We start from the raw sequence: 21509 nt of genomic DNA, 5'->3' as shown, positions 1-21509 counted from the left end.
TCGTCGGACACATGGCGCAGTTCTCGCAGGAGACCTCCACCACGGGGGCGTTCGTCCGTCAGCCGAACCGCTTCACCGCGCGGCCGGAACCCGAACCGGGCCGCTACCGGCTCGTCGTCAGCCTCGCCTGCCCGTGGGCGCACCGCGCGGTCATCGTCCGCAAGCTCCTCGGCCTCGAAGACGACATCTCACTGGCCGTCGTCGACCCGATCCGCGACGAGAAGGGCTGGCGTTTCCAGGGCACCGACCCGGTCCTGGGCATCGACTACCTCAAAGAGGCCTACGACAGGGCCGACGGGACCTACGAGGGCCGAGTCACCGTCCCGGCGCTGGTCGACACCACCACGGGCGAGGTCGTCACCAACGACTACCCGCAGATCACCCTGGACTTCAGCCTGAAGTGGCGCCCGGAGAGCACGCTCTACCCGGAGCACCTGCGCCAGGAGATCGACGCCTGGATCGAGCCGATCTTCCACCACGTCAACAACGGCGTCTACAAGGCCGGTTTCGCCACGTCACAGGAGGCCTACGAGCAGGCGTACACCGCCCTGTTCGCCGGACTGGACCGCATCGAGGAGCACCTCGCCGACCACACGTACCTGGTCGGAGAACAGCTCACCGAGGCCGACATCAGGCTCTGGACCACGCTCGTCCGGTTCGACGCGGTCTACCACGGCCACTTCAAATGCAACCGGAACAAACTCACCGAGATGCCGAACCTGTGGGCTTACGCGAAACGCCTCTACGGGCAGTTCGGCGACACGGTCGACTGGGACCACATCAAGCGCCACTACTACGTGACGCACCACGGCATCAATCCGACCGGAATCGTGCCGGCGGGCCCAGACCCGGAGGCCTGGACCCGCTAGCGAACAAGCTCAGTGGAAGGTGTGCTCGGGACCGGGGAACTGGTGCCCGCGCACCTCGTTGGCGAACTCCGAGGCCGCGCCGAGCATGATGTTGCCGATGTCCGCGTAGCGCTTGACGAACCTGGGCGCCTTGCCGCGGTTCAGGCCCATCATGTCCTGCCACACCAGCACCTGGGCGTCGGTGTCCGGACCGGCGCCGATGCCCACGGTCGGGATGACGAGGTCGTGCGTGATCTGCTTCGCGACCTCGGCGGTCACCATCTCCAGCACGACGGCGAACGCGCCCGCCTCCTGCACGGCCACCGCGTCCTGCACCACGACGTCGTGGTTGTCGTGACGGCCCTGCACGCGGTAGCCGCCCAGCTGGTGCTCGGACTGCGGGGTGAAGCCGATGTGCGCCATGACCGGGATGCCGGCGGCGGTGATCGCCCGGATGTGCGGCGCGAAGTACGCGCCACCCTCCAGCTTGACCGCGTGCGCCTGGCCTTCCTTCATGAACCGGACGGCCGTCGCGACGGCCTGCTCGACCGACACCTGGTAGGAGCCGAACGGCAGGTCAGCGACAACGAGAGAACGCTTGACCGAACGCGTCACCGCGCGTACCAGCGGTACGAGTTCGTCGACCGTGACCGGCAGCGAGGTCTCGTTCCCGTAGACGGTGTTCGACGCCGAGTCGCCCACCAGCAGGACGGGGATGCCGGCTTCGTCGAAGATCGAGGCGGTGAACGTGTCGTACGAGGTGAGCATGGGCCACGCCTCACCACGTTCCTTCATCTCACGCAGGTGGTGAACGCGAACGCGCTTGGCCGGGGGCTTCTGGCCCGCTCCGGAGCCGTAGGGCGCGGAAACATCGGCAGTGGTCATCGTCGACCGGTCCTTTCCTCGAGGCCCGCATCGGCGGGTCCCCGGGCGCTTGGTGCACGGTTGCCGAACTCCAGAGTGGCACCGTTGGCCGGAAACGGAATGCAGATGCGGTTACCGTCACACGCGTGGCCGCACGAATCACCGAACTGGTACTCGACTGCACCGATCCCGAACGTCTTGCCACCTTCTGGGGAGAAGTTCTGGGCTACGAGATCCTCGACCGCGACGACGTCTCGGTCGAGATCGGACCGAAGGACCAGCGCACGACGCTGCTGTTCCTGCGCAACCCCGACCGCAAGCTGCAGAAGCTCCGCCTGCACATCGACGTGCGGGCGACCGACCGCGAGCAGGACGAGGAGCTGGAGCGCCTCCTCGCGCTCGGCGCCACGCGTGCCGACATCGGTCAGGGCGAGAACGTGAGCTGGTACACGCTGCACGACCCGGAGGGCAACGAGTTCTGCCTGCTCAGTGGTCGGGTAGACCCCTGAGCACCTCCCGGACGGCCATGACCACGGCGTCCGGGCGGTCCATCTGAATCATGTGCCGACTGCCGGGCACCGGCACGTTGCGTCCCCACGACACGAGGGCGGCCAACGACTGGTGCTCCGGCCACACCTTCCGTCCGGCCGTGAGCACCAGGAACGGCACACGCGGCAACGGCCGGCGCGCTCGCAACCGTTCGAGCGTCGCCACCTGGCCGGGGTACGACGCGAGCTCCCACAGCACCGCCCGCCCGACACCGGGTCGCCGGTAGACGAGTTCGACCAGGTCGGAGGGCGCCGGATCGGTCACGCCGAGCGTCGAGACAGCGGTCAGCAGGTTGCGGAACGAGTGCCCGAACCGCCGCGTGAACCGGGCACCGAGCCAGCGGCTGCCGAACGCCCGCATGCCCTGCGCGACCACCGCCGACAGGTCGAACGGGGCTCCCGCGCCCGGCGCCTCGGCGTCCGGATCGAGCAGGATCACCCCGTCGACCCGATGCGGCCGCAGCCGCGCGTAGGCCTCGACGTGCATCGACGCCATCGAATGCCCGATCAGGATCGCCCGCGGCACCCCGCGCAGCACCGCGTCGAGCACCGCCACCTCCCGCGCCAGCGACGGCCCGCGCCGGGCAGGACCGCTCAGCCCGAGGCCCGGCCGGTCGAACACGATCACCCGTGCGAGTGGTTCGAGCAGACGGACGGTCCGGTCCCAGTCGAACCACGCCCCGCCCAGGCCTGAACTGAGCACCACGACCGGCCCCTCGACACGCCCGGAGGACGCGACATGCACTCGTCCGGCCGAAGACGGAATCATGGCGTTCATCGGCTGACCTCGGGAGATGCAGTGGCACCGGCGTGGAAGTGGAAGACCGCGGGCACGATCGCGACGATCGTGCAACTCGCCGGGGCGTTGTCGCTGCTCAGAGTGATCCTGCCGGAGGACAGCTGGTTCACCGACGTCGCCGACGGCATCGGGTACTTCTTCGGCCTGCCCATCGACGGCAACCTGTTCATCGCCATGGTGTTCTTCGTGCTCGGCGCCGCCCTGCGCAGGCACAAGCGAGCGGCGCTGTGGACGCTGCTGCTGTTCCAGGTCATGGGCCTGCTGCTGGTCGGCTTCATCATGGTCATCCTGGCCCTGGCGCCTGAAGAAATCCTGGATGAGGGCGAGAAGCCGCACTGGGTGTTTCTCGGTGCCGGGGTCACGACCTCGCTGGTGTTCGTGGTGCTGCTGTTCGTGGTGCGCGAGGCGTTCCCGGCTCGGGTGGCGCGCGGTGCTTGGCGGCGGGCGCTGGCGTCGTTCGTGCTGGGCATGATCGCGCTGGTCCTGGTCGGCTGGGGTCTCACCGAGATCTTCCCCGGCAAGCTCGTGGACCAGCTCGACAAGATCGCGTGGGCGGCGAACCAGGCGACGGGTGAGGTCGTCCGGCTGGGCCGGCTCGACATCCCCGAGGGCCCGCAGTGGCTGAGCGTGCTCCTCGGCCTGGGAGGCACGCTCGTCGCGGCCCGCGGGATGTACATCTTCTTCCGCGGGGTCCGGTCGCAGAGCATGATCACCGGCGAGCAGGAGCTGGACGTGCGCCGGCTGCTCGCCGCGGAGGGTGAGCCCGACTCGCTGGGCTACTTCGCGACCCGCCGCGACAAGAGCGTCGTGTTCGCGGCTTCGGGACGGGCGGCGTTGACGTACCGGGTGATCGGTGGCGTCACGCTGGCGTCGGCCGACCCGATCGGCGACGAGGAGCACTGGCCGGAGGCCGTGCTGGCGTGGCTGTCCGAGGCGCGCACCTATGGCTGGATGCCCGGCGTTCTGGGTGCTTCCGAACGAGGTGCGCAGGTCTACGCCGACGCCGGGCTCAAGGCGTTGGAGATCGGCGACGAGGCGATCCTGGACGTCCGCGAGTTCAACCTGGCCGGTCCGGAACGGCGCGGGCTGCGCCAGGCGGTGTCGCGCGTCGAACGGGCCGGGTACACCACGCGGGTCCGCCGCCACAGCGAGATCGCGCCGGACGAGATGGCGTCCATTCTGGACCTGGCGGAGGCCTGGCGCGGTGCCGAGACCGAGCGAGGGTTCTCGATGGCGTTGGGGCGCCTGGGAGATCCGAGCGACGGCCGGTGCGTGATGGTCGAGGCCTACGACGAATCCGGTGCCCTGCGCGGCCTGCTGTCCTTCGTGCCGTGGGGCCGCCGAGGTGTCTCCCTGGACCTGATGCGCCGCGACCGGGCCGCGGAGAACGGCCTGAACGAGTACATGGTCGCCCAGCTCGCGGCCGCCGCCGGACATCTTGGCGTGCAACGGATCTCGTTGAACTTCGCGATGTTCCGCGCGGTGTTCGAGGAGGGCGAGAAGATCGGCGCCGGCCCGGTGCTGCGGGCGTGGCGGCGGGTGCTGTCGCTCGCCTCGCGGTTCTTCCAGCTGGAGTCGCTGTACCGGTCGAACGCCAAGTACCTGCCGGAGTGGGAGCCGCGTTTCCTCTGCTACCAGCGCTCCCGGTCGCTGCCGCGGGTCAGCATCGCCGCCGGTGTCGCCGAGGGTTTCGTGCCGTCGCTGCGGTCGTTGCGCAAGCGGGCGTTGCAGAAGACCGACGTGAGCTCCGAGTTCGCGGCCCGTGTCGCCGAGATCGACGCGATCCGGATCGAACCGAAGGCGGTGCGCAGGCCGGAACAGGTCCGGGTGCGGATCGCGAAGGTCGAACGGCTCCTGTCCCAGGGCGTCGACCCGTATCCGGTCGGGTTCTCCCGCACGGATCTCCTTGCCGGGGCACGGGAACGCTTCGGCGAGGACGTGTCGGTGACCGGGCGAGTGGTGGCGTTGCGGGAGATGGGCAAGCTCTGCTTCGCGCGGATCCGGGACTTCAGCGGCGAGATCCAGCTGATGCTGACCGTCGACGCGCTGGGGGAGGCGTTGGCGTCGTGGAAGTCGGACGTCGACCTCGGCGACCACGTCGGCGTGACCGGACGGGTGATCAAGTCCGACCACGGCGAGATCTCGGTGCTGGCGACCTCGTGGACGATGACCGCGAAGTGCCTGCATCCGTTGCCGGACAAGCGGAAGGGCTTCACCGACCCGGAGGCCCGCGTCCGCCAGCGCTACCTCGACCTGGTGGTGAACCAGGACTCGGCGCACCTGCTGAAGCTGCGCAGCGACGTCATCCGCAGCGTGCGGGAGTTCCTGCACGCGCAGGAGTACCTCGAAGTCGAGACGCCGATGCTGCAGGCGGTGCACGGCGGCGCGAACGCACGGCCGTTCGTGACGCACATCAACGCCTACGACATGCGGATGTACCTGCGGATCGCGCCGGAGCTGTACCTGAAACGGCTCTGCGTCGCGGGCGTGGACCGGGTGTTCGAGCTGAACCGCAACTTCCGCAACGAGGGCGCGGACGCCACCCACAACCCCGAGTTCACGATGCTGGAGGCCTACCAGTCCTATGCGGACTACCGGGTCATGCTCGACCTGGTCCGCACGCTGATCCAGCACGCGGCGCGCGAGGCGTTCGGTACCGAGGTGGCGCACCGGCCCGACGGCACGTTCGACCTGTCAGGGGAGTGGCCGGTGATTCCGGTCTACACCGCGGTTTCCGAGGCCTTGGACGCGGTGATCACCCCGGACACGTCGGTCACGGAGCTGCGGTCACTGCTGTCCGCGCGCGACGTCGAGATCAACGACGACTGGGACCACGGCCAGCTGGTGCAGGAGGCGTACGACTCGTTCGTGGAGGCCTCGACCGTCGGCCCGACCTTCTACATCGACTTCCCGACGTCGGTGTCGCCGCTGACCCGTCAGCACCGCGTCGACCCGCGCCTGGCCGAGCGGTGGGACCTCGTGGCGTTCGGCGCGGAGATCGGCACGGCCTACTCGGAGCTGACCGACCCGTTGGAACAGCGGCGCCGGTTGGAGGCGCAGTCGTTGAAGGCCGCGTCCGGTGACGTCGAGGCGATGGAGCTGGACGAGGACTTCCTGCGGGCGCTGGAGCACGGCATGCCGCCGACCGGCGGGCTCGGCATGGGCGTCGACCGGTTGCTGATGATGCTGACCGGCACGTCGATCCGGCAGACCGTGCTCTTCCCGTTCGTCCGGCCGACCTGACGTGGCGGTGCCATCATCGGACGCCATGATCGGACGACGGCACCACGTGGTTCTCGACTGTACCGACCCCGCTGCCCTCGCCGCGTTCTACTCGGCGCTGCTCGGACAGCCCATCACCTACCGCGGCGACGACTGGGTGGTGGTGGCGGACGACGACACGACCTCTGGCCTCGCGTTCCAGCGGGCCCCCGGCCACCGGCCGCCCACCTGGCCGGATCCGGCCGTGCCGCAGCAGTTCCACCTCGACGTCATGGTCGAGGACCCAGCGGACGCCGGGCCTCGCGTGGTGGCGCTGGGCGCGACCGGTCTCGGCGGTGACGTCTACGCCGACCCGGCAGGGCACCCGTTCTGCCTCGTGCGCCGTCCGGCCTGGGCGCCACCCCTGCCGCAGTGATCCGGCTCAGTGATCCAGGTAGGCCAGGACCGCCTGCACCCGTCGGTCGCCCGTGCCGTCCTCGCTGTTGAGGCCGAGCTTCAGGAAGACGTTGCCGATGTGCTTGTGCACGGCTCCCGCGCTGAGAACGAGCTTCTCGCCGATGGCGGCGTTCGACAGCCCTTCCGCCATCAGGCCGAGGACCTCGCGCTCGCGCGGTGACAGCACGCTGAGCGCGTCGTCCGCCTTGCGCCGCACCAGGAGCTGCGACACGACCTCGGGGTCGAGCGCCGTGCCGCCGTTCGCGACGCGGTGCAGCGAGTCGAGGAAGTCCGCGACCTTGCCGACGCGTTCCTTGAGCAGGTAGCCGACGCCACCGCCTCCCGCACCGGCGAGCAGTTCGTGCGCGTAGCTCTGCTCGACCCACGCGGACAGGACCAGCACGGCCAGCTTCGGGTGCCGGCGCCGTGCCTCCACCGCGGCCCGCAGGCCTTCGTCGGTGAACGTCGGCGGCATCCGCACGTCGACCACGGCGATGTCCGGTTCGTGCTCGGCCACGGCCTTCAGGAAGTCGTCCGGGTTGTCCGCGGCCGCGGCCACGTCCAGCCCTTCGTTGCGCAACAACAACGTCAGCCCCTCGCGGAGCAACGCGTCGTCTTCGGCGATCACGATGCGCATGGTCACCTCCCCACCGGCAGCACGACGGTGAGCACGGTGGGCCCACCCTCGGGACTGCTCACGTCCGCGCTGCCGTCCAGCGCCCCGACCCTGCCACGAATGCCGTCCAACCCGGTCCCCTGCTTCTCGTCCGCGCCACCCTTGCCGTCGTCGTGCACGAGAACGGTGAGCTGATCATCCTTCACGCCAAGACTGACCCAGGCATGCCTCGCGCCACTGTGCTTGGCCACGTTCGTGAGCGCCTCGGCGACCGCGAAGTACGCCGCCGCCTCCACCGCCGCGGGCAACCGCCCGAGGTGCTCGGCCGTGAGCACGCACGGCACCGGGCACCGCGCCGCCAGCGCCTGGATCGCCCCGTCCAGTCCCAGATCCTCCAGCACCGGCGGATGAATGCTCCGCACGACGTTCCGAAGCTCCTCCAACGCGTCGCCCGCCGCGTCCTGCGCCCTGAGCAGCGCCTGAGCCGCGTTGTCCGGGTTCTGCTTGAGCGTCCGCTCCGCGATCCCGAGCATCATGACCACGCCGACCAGCTTGTTCTGCGTCCCGTCGTGCAGATTCCGCTCGATCCGCCGCAGCTCCGCCCCGTGCGCCTGCAACGCCGCCGCCCGCGTGGCCACGACCTCGGCCAGCCGCTTCTCCAGCGACGCCTTGGGCGGTGCCAGCAACTTCCCGGCCCACCTCGCGTCCAGCAGGGCCAGCCGCGGCAACTGGGCCACGATCAGCGCGAGCACGATCCCGATCGGCACGCTCAGCAGCGCCATGCCCCACGAGTCGACGTGCACCCCGAACGAGCTCTCCATCCCGCCGGGAACGGTCCACCAGAACAGCAGGGTCACCGGCTGCTGCACCAGCGCTCCGGGGATCCCGATCGCGACCGCTCCGAACAGCGTCCCGAACAGGGCGTGGCTGATCAGCCAGATCCCGTCACGACGGCTGTCCGGCTCGGCCAGAACTCGTTGCGCGCGATGCAGCCACGGCCCGTCCAGCGGCGGCGGCGACTGCATCTCGACCCCGGTGAACCGCGCGAGCCGCCGGCGGTCGAGGTCCACGATCCGCCGGATCCAGGGCGCGGTGATCGGCAGCAACGGCAGCACGACCACGGACAGCAGCAGGACGCCGATGGCGAGCCACGACGCGATGGCCGTCAACAGGCCGCTCGCGAGGTAGACCAGCGCCGCCCAAATCCGTTTCATACGGGCAAACGTAGCGGTCTGACCAGGTGCGGCGCGGTAGAGCAGACTCCACTCCCGTGAATCACCTCAGCAAGCGGGCGCGCTACTTCGTCCAGGCACATGGGCACAAAGTCGAGCACACGCCCGCGGAGCAGTACCGGCAGCGGGCTCGACTCCGGAGTGCCCGCGACGGAGGTCGATCGGATGGTGGAGTTCGACCGGCGCTGGGGCGGCCTCGCCCTGCCTCCCGCCCTCGGCTACGACGGCGGCCCGAGGTGGTTTGCGGCCGACGAGCCGACGCGGTCACCTGACGGAAGGTGGAGGTTCGACGCTGGCGACCCGCGGTCTGCGGTCCCGTACTCCTTCGAGATCGGCCCGGACGGCGAGTTCGGGCTCGGCACCCTGGGATGGGTGCCGCTGCACACCCGTGTCGAAGGATGGATCGAGTCCCTCGCACTGGAGTACCACGCGTCCTCGCTCGCCAAGCGCGTCGCCGTGGCAGCCGAGATCGACCTGACCGGCTTCGAGCCGATCCCCGAGGTGCACGGAATGGCGAACAACTGGTGGCGGGGCGATGATCAGCTCGTCGCCGTCCATTCCACCATCTCGGGGGCGAGCTTCGTCCGGATCTACGACGGCGTCCCTGACGTGGGGCTGCTCAGCCCTCGCGCCATCCGTTCGTGATCGGCAGCCGGCGGTCCCGCCCAAAAGCCTTGTTCGAGATCTTCGTGCCCGGCGGGTACTGCCGGCGCTTGTACTCGGCCTTGTCGACCATCCGCAGCACCCGGTCGACGAGTTCCGGCGAGTGCCCGGCGGCCAGCAGGTCGTCGTACCCGCGGTCGCCGTGGACGTAGTCGTCCAGCAGGGCGTCGAGGATCTCGTAGTCCGGCAGCGAGTCGGTGTCGACCTGGCCGGGGCGCAGTTCGGCCGACGGCGGCTTGGAGATCGAGTTCTCCGGGATGGGCGGGGTCTCGCCGCGCTTCTCGGCCTCGGCGTTGCGCCACTTGGCGAGGTCCCAGACCAGGGTCTTCAGCACGTCCTTGATCGGGGCGTAGCCGCCGACCGCGTCGCCGTAGATGGTCGAGTAGCCGACGGCGAGCTCGGACTTGTTGCCGGTCGCGAGGACCAGGTGGCCGTTCTGGTTCGACAACGCCATCAGCAGCATGCCGCGGCAACGGGCCTGGATGTTCTCCTCGGCCAGGCCGGTCAGCTTCAGCTGCGAGACGTACGTCGACACCATCTCGCCGATCGGCTCGGTGGTGAAGTGCAGGCCCGTGCGCGCGGCCATGTCGGAGGCGTCCGAACGCGAGTGCTCGGACGAGTAGGAGGACGGCATCGAGACGCCGTAGACCGAGTCGGCGCCGAGAGCGTCCACGGCCAGAGAAGCCACCACGGCGGAGTCGATGCCACCGGACAGACCGAGCACCACGGACCGGAAGCCGTTCTTGTGCACGTAGTCGCGCAGGCCGGTGACCAGCGCGTGCCACACCTCTGCCTCATCGGACAGAGGCTCGAACACGCGCGGTGCGGGCAACGGCTCGTAGGCCGGAACCGCGTCAGACAGGAACACGCGGCGCACGGAGAAGTCGCCGATCTGGCCGTCCTGGTAGTCGCGGCCGCCTGGCAGGTCGAAGTCCGCGAACATCAGGTGCTCGACGAACTGCGGCGCGCGCCCGATCAGCTGGCCGTCGGCCGCCACGACGAGCGAGTCGCCGTCGAACACCAGCTCGTCCTGGCCGCCGACCAGGTTGCAGTAGGCGAGGGGCGCGCCGGCTTCGGCCGCCCGGCGTGCGACCAACGGCAGCCGCTGGTCGTCCTTGTTGCGCTCGTACGGCGAGGCGTTGGGCGAGACCACCAGGTCGACCCCGGCGTTGCCGAGGGCGGTGATCGGGCCGCCGTCCTGCCACAGGTCCTCGCAGATCACCATGCCGACCTCGACACCGTTGATCCGCACGACGTCCAGCGACGAACCCGGCTTGAAGTACCGGCGCTCGTCGAACACCCCGTAGTTCGGCAGGTGGTGCTTGTTCTGCCGCGCGACGACCCGGCCGCCGTGCAGCACGGCGACGGCGTTGCGCGGGCCGACGGAGTCGTGCTCCAGGTACCCGACGACGGCGGCGATGTCGCCCAGGCCCGCGGCTTCCAGCGACCCCGCCAGCGTCTGCAGGGCCTCGCCGGACGCGCGGGCGAACGACGTGCGGATCGCCAGGTCCTCGACCGGGTAGCCGGTCAGCACCATCTCGGGGAACACGACGAGGTGAGCGCCGCCCTCACGGGACTTGCGCGTCCACTCCACGACCAACGACGAATTGCCGGCAAGGTCACCAACAGTGGCGTTGACCTGGGCGAGCGCGATCCGAAGCTGCGGCATGCCCTCATCATCTCCCATACGATCGGGCTGTGGCCCGTCTCTTGAGCGTGTTGCTCGTCATTCCGCTGCTCGCGTCGTGCACGTCGATCATCGAAGGGACGTCCAAGCCCGGCGTCATCTTCGAGAAGACGGGCCCGGCCGGCACCGTGCCCGCCGGTCTGGAGGAGTTCTACGGCCAAAAGCTGGGCTGGGAGGACTGCGCTCCCTATGCCACCACCGGGTCCAGCAGGGACGCGTACGGCACCAAGCGCGACGTCGAGTGCACGCGTCTGAGGGTTCCCCTCGACTACGGCAAGCCGACCGGCGACACGATCACGATCGGCGTCCTCCGGTACAAGGCCACCGGGCAGAAGATCGGCTCGTTGCTCACCAACCCCGGCGGCCCCGGCGCGTCCGGCATGGCGTCGGCCGCGGGCATGATCACCGAGTACCGCAAGACCGACCTCGCGGCGAAGTTCGATCTCGTCGGATTCGACCCGAGGGGCATCGGCGCGAGCGAGCCGGCGGTCAAATGTCTGACCGGACCGGAGCGCGACGCGGAGCGTTTGGACCTCGATGTGGACACGAGTCCGGCCGGAATCGCCCAAACGGAGCAAGAGAACCGGTCATATGCCGAGAAGTGTGCCGCCGAGACAAAATTCGGTGCATCAATGCTCGCCAACTTGGGCACGCGGGACGTAGTTAAGGACATGGATGTCCTCCGCTCTGCGCTCGGCGACGCGAAGCTGAGCTACGTCGGGTACTCGTACGGCACCCGGATAGGCACTGAGTACGCCGAGACCTTCCCCCAGAACGTGCGCGCACTGATCCTCGACGGCGCAGTCGACCCCACCCAGGACCAGCTCGCGTCGCTGGTCGCCCAGGCAGCCGGCTTCCAGAAGGCCTTCGACGAGTTCGTGAAGTGGTGCAGAGGGAAGAAGGACTGCCCTCTCGGCGACGACGCGAACGCGAGCTTCCGCCAGCTGACCACCCCGTTGATCCAGAAGCCGGTCGGCGTGGGTGATCGCAAGCTGTCCTACAACGACGCCATCACCGCCGCGATCCAGGCGATGTACTCGGAACAGCTCTGGCCGATCCTGCTGGACGGCCTCCAGGAGCTGAAGAACGGCAAGGGCAGCAGGCTGCTGGCCCTCGCCGACGCGTACTACGACCGTGACGAGCAGGGCAACTACTCGACCATCACCGACGCGTTCAACGCAGTGCACTGCGTGGACGACGCACGGCTGACGGACAAGAACGCCCTGCTCGAGACCGCGAAGCAGTACAAGGCGGCGGCGCCGTTCCTCGACGACGGCAACCCGCCGGGCGCGGCCCTCGACGCGTGCTCGTTCTGGCCCGCGCCGGTGAGCGCCACCATCGCGCCACCCAAGGCCGACGGCATCCCGCCGCTGCTGGTCATCTCCACGACCGGCGACCCCGCGACGCCGTACGAGGCAGGCGTGAACCTGGCCAAAGCGCTCAACTCGCGGTTGCTCACGTTCGAAGGCGTCCAGCACACGGTCTTCCTGCAGGGTGACCGGTGCGTGGACGCCGCAGGTGTGAAGTACCTGGTGGACCAGACTTTGCCCGCCGACGGAACCCGGTGCGCCTAATGACGAAGAGGCGATCCCGAGTCACCGCGGCCTTGTTCGCCTTGATCGTTCTGCTCGGTACGTCCACGTCCTTCGCGCGCATCGACGGCTCGCCCGTCGCCGGCCGCAAGGGCATCGAGCGCTTCTACTCGCAGGTGTTGTCGTGGGGTGCGTGCCAGCCCTACGCGACCGATGCGAAGAGCAAGACCCTGTACGAGCGCGAGGGCATCCAATGCGCGCGTCTGCAGGTTCCGCTCATCTACGAGAAGCCGGACGCGGGAACGATCACCGTAGGACTGCTGCGCCGGCCCGCCACCGAGAAGGACCGGAGGGTCGGTTCCCTGGTGCTGAACCCCGGCGGTCCGGGAGGTTCGGGCATGTCGCACGTCGCGAACATGCAGGCGAACAACCCGGTCGGCAAGAGGTTCGACGTGGTGGGTTTCGACCCGCGCGGCGTGGGGGCGAGCCAGCCCCGCGTCCAGTGCCTGACCGACGCGGAACGCGACGCGCAACGGCTGCGGCCCAAGGGCGAGAGCGCGAACCAGACCGAGCAGGAGAACAAGTTCTTCGTCGACCGCTGTGCCGAACGCAGCGGCATCGATCTGCTGCGCAACGTCGGCACGCGTGACGTCGTGCGCGACGTCGACGTGCTGCGCGCGGCCCTGGGGGAGAAGAAGCTGAGCTACCTCGGCTACTCCTACGGCACGCGCATCGGCACCTTGTACGCCGAGATGTTCCCTCGCAACGTGCGCGCGATGGTGCTCGACGGCGCGGTGGAGGTCGACGGCGACAAGGTGGCGGCGTCGGCCCGTCAGGCGCAGGGCTTCGAGGAGTCGTTCCAGCGGTTCGCCGGCTGGTGCGCGCAACGCGACTGTCCTATCGGGAGGGACGCGGCCACGGCGGAGTCCAAGTTCCGGCAGATGATCGAGCCGCTCAAGAAGACCCCGATGCAGGTCGGCGACCGCAAGCTGTCCCACTCGGACGCGAACACCGCCATCATCCAGGCGATGTACACCGACCGGCTGTGGGAGACCGCGCTCAAGGGCCTCCAGGAACTGCGGCAGAACAAGGGCACCACCCTGCTGCAGCTCGCCGACCAGTACCTCGGCCGCGCCCAGGACGGCACCTACAGCCGCATCCAGGACGCGTTCGTGGCCATCCGCTGCGTCGACGAACCGCCGATCAAGGACCGGGCGACCCTGGAGTCCAACCGTCGGAGGCTGTTGGAACTGCTCGGCAACGACACGATCCCCACCGACGAGACGGCGCTCGGCCCGTGCGCGTTCTGGCCGGCCCCGCACACGTCGGAACCGCATCCGCCGAACGTGAACGGGCTACCGCAGGTGCTGGTGGTGTCGACGACCGGTGACCCGGCGACGCCCTACCAGTCCGGCGTGGACCTCTCACGGGCATTGGGCGCGCGTTTGCTGACGTACAACGGAAACCAGCACACGGCGTTCCTCGCGGGCATCAACTGCGTGGACACCGTGGGCACGAACTACTTGGCGGACCTGAGACTGCCCGAAACAGACTCCGTCTGCTGACGCTCAGTTCAACCCTTTCTGGGCAGGAGGACCGAACCCAGCGCTCCGAGCGCGCAAATCACCGCCGTGATCAGGAAGATCTCGTGGTACTCGGTGAGCAGCGCCTCGGTGAGCCCGCGTTGGTACTCGGCCATCTGCCGCTGGAACTCAGCGGGTTCGACGCCGAACGGCAGCGGCGTGTTCAGGCCTGCCGTGAGCTCGCGGAACCGGTGAAGTCCCCACGCGGACAACGCCGCCACGCCGACGAGCATGCCCGTCATGCGCGCGACGACGACGAACGCCGACGCCACGCCGTGACGCACGGCGGGCACCACCCGCAGCACAGCACCGGACAACGGCGCGATGACCAGGCCCAGCCCGAAACCGGCGATGGCCAGGTCACGCGTGAGCACGAGCCCACTGACGTCAGCGGGCCACTGCGCGATGAACACGTACGACACCGACGCCAGCGCGAGTCCACCGAAGGACACCCAGCGGTCGCCGAGCCGTGACGCGAGGAATCCACCCAGGACGGCGCCGACCGGCAACGCGATCAGGAACCGCGTCAGCAACGTCGCTGCGGCCGCCGAGTCGCGGCGCAACACGGTCTGCGCGAACAACTCCACGTCGACCAGCGTCACCATCAACGCGGCACCGGCGGCCAGCGACACCCCGAGCACGGCCCAGAACGGCCGCCACTGCACACCGTCGGGATCGATGAGCCGCACGGCACTACGGCGTTCCCACAAGAAGAAGCCGCCCAGCACGACGAACGCCGCGATGAGCGTCGGCCAGCCCCACGACGGCAGCACGGACTCGGCGGGCGTCGGGTTGTAGAGCGCCACGACCAGCAACGACAACGCCAGGGCGAGCAACACCCCGCCCACCACGTCGATGCGCACCTCGCGCCGTGTGTTCGGCACGGACCGTTGCACGATCACCATCGCGATGACCGCCAACGGGATGTTCACCCAGAAAATCCACCGCCAGCTCTGCGGTTCCCATGCCTCGAACAACGGCATGGCGTTGAACAGCGACGCCACCGCGATGCCGTACAGCGTGCCGAGAACAGACCCCAACTCCTGAGCGGCACCAACGGTCCCGAGCGCGGACGACCGCCGTTGCTCCTCCCACAGGTCCGCGACCAGCGCCATCGTCACCGGCAGCAACGCGCCACCGGCCAGGCCCTGCACCACCCGGCCCAGCACCAGCAGCGGCACGTCCGCCGCCAGCGCCGTGATCACCGAGCCCACCAGGAACCCGAGCAGCGAGATCTGCAGCACGAACCGCCGCCCGAGCCGGTCCGACAGCTGCCCGAGCAACGGCATGCCCGCCACGTACCCGAGCAGGTACCCGGTGACGATTGGCGTCGCCTGCTCCAGCTCGTTCACCGCGATGCCCAGGTCGCGCACCATGTCCGTGAGCACACCGACGACGACGTACGCGTCGAGCGCGCCCAACAGGACAGCCGCGCCGGACGCGGCCAGAGCGATCTTGCGCATTAGGCAGGCGCCGTGACCGTGACGGCCTTGTCGAAGTCGGTCAGCCCGATGTCGACCTTCTGACCAGCGGGAAGCTCGAACAACGCGCTCTTGAGCTTGTTGTCCTTGTCGATCGAGAACGTCGCCTTCACGTCCGCGGAGATGCCCGGCACCAGCCCGGCCGCCACGTCCTTCGGCACCGTCGCCTCGACCACCGACACGTCACCGGACGACTTGGTCTTCGCGTCCTTGGAGGAGGCGAGCACCTTCGCGACGCCCTTGTCCGGGTTCAGGATCGCGGACGGGTCGTACACCTGGCCCGCGAACGCCGCCGGCAGCTTGGTGAACCCGCCGGTCGGGCCCTTGAAGTGCAGGTTTCCGCCGGTCAGGACGTACTCGATGGACAGCAGCTGCCCGCCGAAAGTCACCTTCGCGGTGCCCTTGGAGTCGCCTGCCGAGGTGAGGTCGCCGTCGGCCTCCTTCACCGGCACGTCCGGCAGCTCACCGTCGACCTTGATGGTGAAGTGGACGCTCTTGACCGAGCGCATCGACTCGGCCGATTTCGAGAGCAAGGTCGCACCATCGGGGAGATCTCCCCCGGACGTGCAGCTCGTGAGCAGGGCGAGTGCGCAAACCAACAACCAACGGGCGGACATGCGTTGATCGTAGAGAGTCCCGAGCCCTTAAGCTGCGCCCTATGGACCGCCAGCAGGAGTTCGTGCTCCGCACGCTAGAGGAACGCGACATCCGGTTCGTCCGGCTCTGGTTCACGGACGTCCTGGGCTTCTTGAAGTCCGTGGCGGTCGCACCGGCCGAGCTCGAGGGCGCCTTCAGCGAGGGCATCGGGTTCGACGGCTCGGCGATCGAGGGTTTCGCCCGCGTCTACGAGTCGGACATGGTCGCGAAGCCGGACCCCGGCACGTTCCAGGTGCTGCCGTGGCAGACGCCGGAGGGCACCAACTACTCCGCGCGCATGTTCTGCGACATCACCATGCCGGACGGTTCCCCGTCGTGGGCCGACCCGCGCCACGTGCTGCGCCGCACGCTGTCGAAGGCCAGCGAGGCCGGGTTCACCTGCTACGTGCACCCCGAGATCGAGTTCTTCCTGCTCAAGGACCTGCCCGGCGACGGGAGCGAGCCGATCCCCGCCGACAACGGCGGGTTCTTCGACCAGACCTCGCACGAGACCGCCACGCACTTCCGCCGCCACGCCATCGAGGCGCTGGAGGCCATGGGCATCTCCGTCGAGTTCAGCCACCACGAGGGCGCGCCCGGCCAGCAGGAGATCGACCTGCGCTACGCCGACGCGCTGACCATGGCGGACAACGTCATGACGTTCCGCTACGTGGTGAAGGAGGTCGCGATCACGCAACGCGTGCGCGCCTCGTTCATGCCCAAGCCGTTCTCGGACCAGCCGGGCTCGGGCATGCACACGCACTTCTCGCTGTTCGAGGGCGACCGCAACGCGTTCTACGACGACGAGGACCCGTACCAGCTCTCCGACATCGGCAAGCAGTTCGTCGCGGGCATCCTCAAGCACGCGCGCGAGATCTCCGGCGTCACGAACCAGTGGGTCAACTCCTACAAGAGGCTGATCGTCGGCGGTGAAGCCCCCACGGCCGTGTGCTGGGGTCACGCGAACCGCTCGGCATTGGTCCGTGTGCCCATGTACTCGCCGGGCAAGTCGTCGTCGCGCCGCGTCGAGATCCGTTCGCTGGACTCCGCGTGCAACCCGTACCTGGCCTACTCGGTGATCCTGGCCGCCGGCCTCAAGGGCATCGAAAAGGGCTACGAGCTGCCGCCGCCCGCCGAGGACGACGTGTGGTCGCTGACGGACCGCGAGCGTCGTGCGGCGGGATACTCGAACCTGCCGCAGAACCTCGGCGAGGCGCTGACCGAGATGGAGAACTCGGAGCTGCTTCCCGAGGCGCTCGGCGAGCACGTCTACGACTTCTTCCTGCGCAACAAGAGGACGGAGTGGGACGCGTACCGTCGAAGCGTCACCCCGTACGAGTTGCGCACTCTTCTTCCCATGCTGTGAGGCAGATACGTGCTCTCCGTGACTGAGGTACCCGAGTTCCAGCCGACGATCTGCGCGTGCACCGTCGCCACGGCGGCGGAGCTGCCCGCGGTCAAGGTCCTGTCCAGCTCGTTCCTCGCGGAGCACCCCGAGGGCCGGTTCGTCGCGCTGATCGTCGACGCGCAGCCGGAGCACACGGGGCCCGGGCTGATCACGCCGATGGAGATCGGTGTCACCGAGGACGAGCTGCACGTGCTCGCGACGTCGCTCGACGCCGCGGAGCTGAAGGCCGCGATCGTGCCGCGGCTGCTGGAGGCGTTGCTGTCGCAGGGCATGCCCGTGCTGTACCTCGATCCGTGGGTGCAGGTGTTCGGGTCGCTGACGAAGCTCGTGCTGGAGGCCTTGCGCACCGCACCGGTCGTGATGCTGCCTCGCACGTTGCGGCCGTTGCCGTCCGACGGTCTGCAGCCCGGACCCGCCGACCTGCACGACCAGGGTGCGTTCGACCCCGGGTTCATCGCGGTCGGCAAGGGTTCCGAGCCCTACCTGACCTCTTTGGACATGCCCGCGATCGTGCCGCACTTCGTCGTGCGCGACGCACGGCTCGGGTTGTCCGTGTGGAACGTCGCGGACAGGCCGTTGCACCGCACCGAGTCCGGTTCGCTGGCCGTGGTCGGCCAGGACCTGCTGACCGTGCACTTCCGCGGCTTCGACCCACGTCGGCCCTGGCTGCTGTCGGCCGACTTCGCGGAACGTCCCCGCGTGCTGCTGTCGGAGCACCCCGAGGTCGCCGAGCTCTGCCAGGCGTACCGCGCCGAACTGGTGCGCAGCGGCTGGTCCGCGGCCCCCGTGCCGTACCGGTTCGACTCCCTGATCGACGGGACCCAGATCCCGTCCGAGCTGCGCGCCGACTACCGGGCCTCCCTGCTGACGCCGCCGCCGGCGTTCGGTGAGGACGGTGGCGGCGGATTCCTCATGTGGGCGTGCGAGGCGACCGAGCACGGTGGTACGCGCTGGGCCGACGCGGTGTGGCGTGCGGACGCCTCGCTGCAGCAGCAGTTCCCGGCGCCGTTCGCCGCGGACGCCGACGCCTGGCGTGAGTGGTGCTCCGGGGTGGGTGTCGCTTCCGGACGGTTGCCCGCGCCCGCCGTGCCGCAGCCCCGCTCGGAAGGCCCGGCGCTGCTCGACCAGCTCGGCGTGTCCGTCGTGGGCTCGGGACCACTGGCCGAGCTGATGCTCGCCGCCGCGCGTGCGTCCGGACTTCCCGTGTCGGCCGCCGCCGGCTATCCCGTCGTGGTGCGTGCTTCTTCGTGGGACGAGGTGCCAGCCGGACGGTTCGTCGTCGACGTCGCGTTGGACGCCACGGCTGCGGACGACCGCACGGGCGTGAACGAACTCTGGCTTTCATCTGACGTGTCGCGTGCCGCCGCCGAACGCATCGGCGGTCCCATCGTGCGTGTGGTGCCTGTGCCCGTGCACGACGTTGGCGCACGTGAGCACGAATCCGGCGAAGTGGTGGTGTTCGCGGCGCTCGCGGACCACGAACTGGACAGGCCCGGCAACGTGCTGGGCGCCGTGTCGGCGTTCCTGACCGCGTTCCCCGACCGCACCGACGTCGAACTGCGGATCGCGGTGTCCGGCGCCGTCGAGCACCCGGAGGCGGCCGAGCGACTGCGCCTCGCCACGGGCTCTGACCAGCGGATTTCTTTGATCGACGACCTCGACGTGGCCGCGGTCGCCGATGCCGTCGTGTCGTTGCACCGCGGTGGGGCGGACGACCGGATCGCGTTGCGTCTGGCTGAGCTGGCCGTGCGAGGCGTTCCCGTCGTCGCGTCGGACCACGGCGCCGTTGCCGAGCTGTTCGGCAAGACGGCGGTTCTCGTGCCGTGCCACCAGGGCGCCGAACCCGATGTGCAGGCCGCCGCGAAGTTGCTGCGTTCATTGGCAGATGACCTGCCCACGGCCGAGGCGCTCGGTGCGGCCGGACGTGAGCACGTGTTGTCCGTGCGCTCAGTCGCACGCGTGGCCGAAGTTCTCCGTGAACGCGTCGAGCACGCGTACCGGGGATGGCGGGCACGCCGGCCGAAGCCGAAGGCCGAGGTCGACCCGATGCTCGCGCTGCAGTCGGCCAAGCACGCGTTACTGCGGCAACCGACCGTGGACGGCCCACATCGGACGCCGATGGCACCCGCGCTGCGCAAGGTCGTGCTGCGCGCGCTGGACCACTACGACAACCACATGCGCCAGGTGCTGCACACCCTGATCGACGGGGTCGAGCGCACGGTGTCCGAGCTGGTCAACCGGCAGGACGCGCTGAAGGCCGGCGTCGGTGCCGGCGAACTGGAACTGCTCCGTGCCGAGGTCGAGCAGGTCGCGCAACGGCAGTCGCACTTCGCCGACCAGCTGATCGGCGTCGACGACGGGGTCGTGCGCGTGCGCGCCGACATGGCCGGGCAGGGCCGCCGGCAGCGCGACGTCGAGGACGCGGTCGTCGCCGAGGCGGCCAAGCGCGCGAAGTCGGACGAGGTCCTGGCCGAGCGGATCGACAAGCTGACCGTCGCCCTCGACCGGACGCTGGACCGGATCGACTCGCTCGAGTCGAAGGTCGTCGAGGTGTTCCGCGAGCGCGACACCCGCCTGGACGCCGCTCTGCGCACCGCCCATCAGGCACAACAGACCGCGGACGCGTTGCGGCGCGTGGTCGTTCGTCAGCACGAGAACGCTGGTGACGCGCCTGCCGTGCGTTCGTCGCTGGTGTTGTGCGACGCGGGCATGATGCGGCTGCCCTCCGACGACGCGTTCATGCTTCCGCTGTTGTCGTCCAACGGCGTGTGGGAGCCGGAACTCGCGGAACTGCTCGACTCCGTGCTGGAACCGGACGGGATCTTCCTCGACGTCGGCGCGTACGTCGGCTATCACTCGATTCGGGTGTTGTCGCGGCTCGGCTTGATGGGCGCCGTTGTCGCCGTCGAACCGGACGCGTCCGCCGCCGCGCTCTTGAGGCACAACGTCACGGCGAACCTTCCCGCCGCGGTCGCCGATCGGATGACCGTGGTCGAGGGCGCCGCGTGGGAGAGCGCGGGCGAGCTGGCGGTGTCGCCGACGCTGACCGGTGGTGTGTCGGTGTCGCCGCTGGCCGCCGATGCCGGGGAAGACGTGGCACGGGTGAAGTCCGTGCGCCTGGACAAGGCGCTCGAAGAGATCGCCCTCGTGCAGGGGATGAAGCTTTCCGTCGTCAAGGTCGACACGCCTGGACGTGGGCATCGCGCTCTCGCGGGACTCGTCCGGTTGTTGCGTCGCGACAGGCCGCACGTGTTCCTCGAGTTCTCCGCGACGTCGACGGCGGACTTCGGTGACGATCCGGTGACGGTCCTCAAGGAGTTCGGCGTCTGGGGCTACGACCTGGTGCCGGTGGCGACCCGTCAGCCCGCCGCGCCGGACCAGATCGTGCGGGCGATGGAGGGACTTCGTTCCATCACCTTGTGGCTGCGACCGCGTCCGGTCGGGGCCAAGCCGGCTGCCCCTTCGCCGTCCGTGCCGATCAAGCAGCCCGCTGACCAGGCGATTTGACTTTGATCGTCCCCATCAGTAACTTTCTCCAAGTCGCAAGCGAGACCCCGGAACGAGCGGTTGACACCGCGGATCGGGCCGGGTAAAGTCTCACGGCGTCAAACCCCCAGAAGTAAATGAACGGCCTAACGTGCTGTCCGGGATCTGAAAATGACCCCGATTTGACACCGGGAAAGCCACTCAGATAACTTCTGAACCAAGCAAAAAACTGAATGCGAAGCGAGTTTGCGCAGAGCCTGAATCGCCCCAGTGATTGCCACTGTCGCCGATTTGACAAAGCGAAAACGAACTGGCTAAGCTTTCAACACAAGCCCCGAGAGAAAGCCTCCGGAAACGGAGACTGGAACCGGTGAGCGCGTGTTCTTTGAGAACTCAACAGCGTGCCGAAACACAGCCAGTAATATATGAATTACCTCCTCGTCGAGGTAGTTCCTTTGAGGCAAGACTA

16 protein-coding genes are annotated in these 21509 nt (G+C 68.8%); 9 read left to right on the top strand and 7 right to left on the bottom strand.

What is annotated here, in order from left to right:
- The first annotated feature begins 11 nt into the window (after positions 1-11).
- Positions 12-869, top strand: coding sequence for a glutathione S-transferase C-terminal domain-containing protein (locus ACH413_RS21785; RefSeq protein WP_360037333.1), 858 nt, complete (start codon positions 12-14; stop codon positions 867-869).
- A gap of 9 nt (positions 870-878) precedes the next feature.
- Here ACH413_RS21785 and panB read toward each other — a convergent pair whose 3' ends face one another.
- Positions 879-1733 (bottom strand): 3-methyl-2-oxobutanoate hydroxymethyltransferase, encoded by an 855-nt coding sequence (gene panB, locus ACH413_RS21780; RefSeq protein WP_360037330.1) that lies wholly within the window; start codon positions 1731-1733, stop codon positions 879-881.
- Between the two features lie 125 nt (positions 1734-1858).
- On the opposite strand from panB, the gene ACH413_RS21775 reads away from it, so the two are divergent.
- Complete coding sequence (locus ACH413_RS21775; protein ID WP_360037327.1) at positions 1859-2221, top strand: VOC family protein; 363 nt, start codon at positions 1859-1861, stop codon at positions 2219-2221.
- Here ACH413_RS21775 and ACH413_RS21770 read toward each other — a convergent pair.
- On the bottom strand, positions 2199-3038 hold the full coding sequence (locus ACH413_RS21770) for an alpha/beta hydrolase (RefSeq protein WP_360037324.1): 840 nt from the start codon (positions 3036-3038) through the stop codon (positions 2199-2201). The two genes, ACH413_RS21775 and ACH413_RS21770, sit on opposite strands and share 23 nt — an antisense overlap.
- Between ACH413_RS21770 and lysX the strand changes: the two genes are divergently transcribed.
- Together lysX and ACH413_RS21760 are read left to right on the top strand one after the other, a co-directional pair.
- Positions 3000-6302, top strand: a complete 3303-nt coding sequence (gene lysX / locus ACH413_RS21765) for a bifunctional lysylphosphatidylglycerol synthetase/lysine--tRNA ligase LysX (RefSeq protein WP_396425131.1) — start codon at positions 3000-3002, stop codon at positions 6300-6302. The two genes, ACH413_RS21770 and lysX, sit on opposite strands and share 39 nt — an antisense overlap.
- A gap of 25 nt (positions 6303-6327) precedes the next feature.
- The gene (locus ACH413_RS21760) at positions 6328-6696 is read left to right on the top strand and encodes a VOC family protein (RefSeq protein WP_360037318.1); all 369 of its coding nucleotides are present in this window, start codon (positions 6328-6330) and stop codon (positions 6694-6696) included.
- A gap of 6 nt (positions 6697-6702) precedes the next feature.
- On the opposite strand, the gene ACH413_RS21755 is transcribed toward ACH413_RS21760, so the two are convergent.
- On the bottom strand, positions 6703-7353 hold the full coding sequence (locus ACH413_RS21755; RefSeq protein ID WP_360037315.1) for a response regulator transcription factor: 651 nt from the start codon (positions 7351-7353) through the stop codon (positions 6703-6705).
- A 2-nt stretch (positions 7354-7355) separates the two neighbouring features.
- The gene (locus ACH413_RS21750; RefSeq protein WP_360037312.1) at positions 7356-8546 is read right to left on the bottom strand and encodes a sensor domain-containing protein; all 1191 of its coding nucleotides are present in this window, start codon (positions 8544-8546) and stop codon (positions 7356-7358) included.
- 183 nt (positions 8547-8729) lie between these two features.
- Here ACH413_RS21750 and ACH413_RS21745 point away from each other — a divergent pair, with 183 nt between their 5' ends.
- Positions 8730-9209, top strand: a complete 480-nt coding sequence (locus ACH413_RS21745) for a hypothetical protein (protein ID WP_360037310.1) — start codon at positions 8730-8732, stop codon at positions 9207-9209.
- Here ACH413_RS21745 and ACH413_RS21740 read toward each other — a convergent pair.
- Positions 9184-10896 (bottom strand): NAD+ synthase, encoded by a 1713-nt coding sequence (locus ACH413_RS21740; protein ID WP_360037308.1) that lies wholly within the window; start codon positions 10894-10896, stop codon positions 9184-9186. The two genes, ACH413_RS21745 and ACH413_RS21740, sit on opposite strands and share 26 nt — an antisense overlap.
- Before the next feature lie 29 nt (positions 10897-10925).
- Between ACH413_RS21740 and ACH413_RS21735 the strand changes: the two genes are divergently transcribed.
- Positions 10926-12488, top strand: a complete 1563-nt coding sequence (locus ACH413_RS21735; protein ID WP_360037306.1) for an alpha/beta hydrolase — start codon at positions 10926-10928, stop codon at positions 12486-12488.
- Positions 12488-14011: an alpha/beta hydrolase gene (locus ACH413_RS21730; protein WP_360037303.1), complete on the top strand. Its 1524-nt coding sequence runs from the start codon at positions 12488-12490 to the stop codon at positions 14009-14011. The genes ACH413_RS21735 and ACH413_RS21730 overlap by 1 nt, the downstream gene beginning before the upstream one ends.
- An 8-nt stretch (positions 14012-14019) precedes the next feature.
- Here the strand turns inward: ACH413_RS21730 and ACH413_RS21725 are convergent, their stop codons facing one another.
- Positions 14020-15492, bottom strand: a complete 1473-nt coding sequence (locus tag ACH413_RS21725; RefSeq protein ID WP_360037300.1) for an MFS transporter — start codon at positions 15490-15492, stop codon at positions 14020-14022.
- Positions 15492-16127 (bottom strand): LppX_LprAFG lipoprotein, encoded by a 636-nt coding sequence (locus ACH413_RS21720; RefSeq protein ID WP_360037297.1) that lies wholly within the window; start codon positions 16125-16127, stop codon positions 15492-15494. The genes ACH413_RS21725 and ACH413_RS21720 overlap by 1 nt, the downstream gene beginning before the upstream one ends.
- A gap of 41 nt (positions 16128-16168) precedes the next feature.
- Here ACH413_RS21720 and ACH413_RS21715 point away from each other — a divergent pair, with 41 nt between their 5' ends.
- Together ACH413_RS21715 and ACH413_RS21710 are read left to right on the top strand one after the other, a co-directional pair.
- A complete protein-coding gene (locus ACH413_RS21715) occupies positions 16169-17512 on the top strand; it encodes a glutamine synthetase family protein (protein WP_360037294.1) in 1344 nt (447 codons plus the stop codon).
- An 18-nt stretch (positions 17513-17530) separates the two neighbouring features.
- Positions 17531-21061, top strand: coding sequence for an FkbM family methyltransferase (locus ACH413_RS21710; RefSeq protein ID WP_360037291.1), 3531 nt, complete (start codon positions 17531-17533; stop codon positions 21059-21061).
- Positions 21062-21509: the final 448 nt, after the last annotated feature.

The sequence above is a fragment of the Lentzea sp. NPDC020367 genome (assembly GCF_044387305.1).
In the GTDB taxonomy this organism is placed as follows: domain Bacteria; phylum Actinomycetota; class Actinomycetes; order Mycobacteriales; family Pseudonocardiaceae; genus Lentzea.
The sequence above is the reverse complement of the archived record's forward strand: the minus strand, read 5'-3'. Positions and strand labels throughout refer to the sequence as shown.

Excerpts from the sequence above, each read along its gene's own strand:
- ACH413_RS21785 (WP_360037333.1), top strand. The coding sequence starts at position 12 with ATGGCGCAGTTCTCGCAGGAGACCTCCACCACGGGGGCGTTCGTCCGT.
- panB (WP_360037330.1), bottom strand. The coding sequence starts at position 1,733 with ATGACCACTGCCGATGTTTCCGCGCCCTACGGCTCCGGAGCGGGCCAG.
- lysX (WP_396425131.1), top strand. The coding sequence starts at position 3,000 with ATGCACTCGTCCGGCCGAAGACGGAATCATGGCGTTCATCGGCTGACC.
- ACH413_RS21770 (WP_360037324.1), bottom strand. The coding sequence starts at position 3,038 with ATGAACGCCATGATTCCGTCTTCGGCCGGACGAGTGCATGTCGCGTCC.
- ACH413_RS21760 (WP_360037318.1), top strand. The coding sequence starts at position 6,328 with ATGATCGGACGACGGCACCACGTGGTTCTCGACTGTACCGACCCCGCT.
- ACH413_RS21755 (WP_360037315.1), bottom strand. The coding sequence starts at position 7,353 with ATGCGCATCGTGATCGCCGAAGACGACGCGTTGCTCCGCGAGGGGCTG.
- ACH413_RS21750 (WP_360037312.1), bottom strand. The coding sequence starts at position 8,546 with ATGAAACGGATTTGGGCGGCGCTGGTCTACCTCGCGAGCGGCCTGTTG.
- ACH413_RS21745 (WP_360037310.1), top strand. The coding sequence starts at position 8,730 with ATGGTGGAGTTCGACCGGCGCTGGGGCGGCCTCGCCCTGCCTCCCGCC.
- ACH413_RS21740 (WP_360037308.1), bottom strand. The coding sequence starts at position 10,896 with ATGCCGCAGCTTCGGATCGCGCTCGCCCAGGTCAACGCCACTGTTGGT.
- ACH413_RS21730 (WP_360037303.1), top strand. The coding sequence starts at position 12,488 with ATGACGAAGAGGCGATCCCGAGTCACCGCGGCCTTGTTCGCCTTGATC.
- ACH413_RS21725 (WP_360037300.1), bottom strand. The coding sequence starts at position 15,492 with ATGCGCAAGATCGCTCTGGCCGCGTCCGGCGCGGCTGTCCTGTTGGGC.
- ACH413_RS21720 (WP_360037297.1), bottom strand. The coding sequence starts at position 16,127 with ATGTCCGCCCGTTGGTTGTTGGTTTGCGCACTCGCCCTGCTCACGAGC.
- ACH413_RS21715 (WP_360037294.1), top strand. The coding sequence starts at position 16,169 with ATGGACCGCCAGCAGGAGTTCGTGCTCCGCACGCTAGAGGAACGCGAC.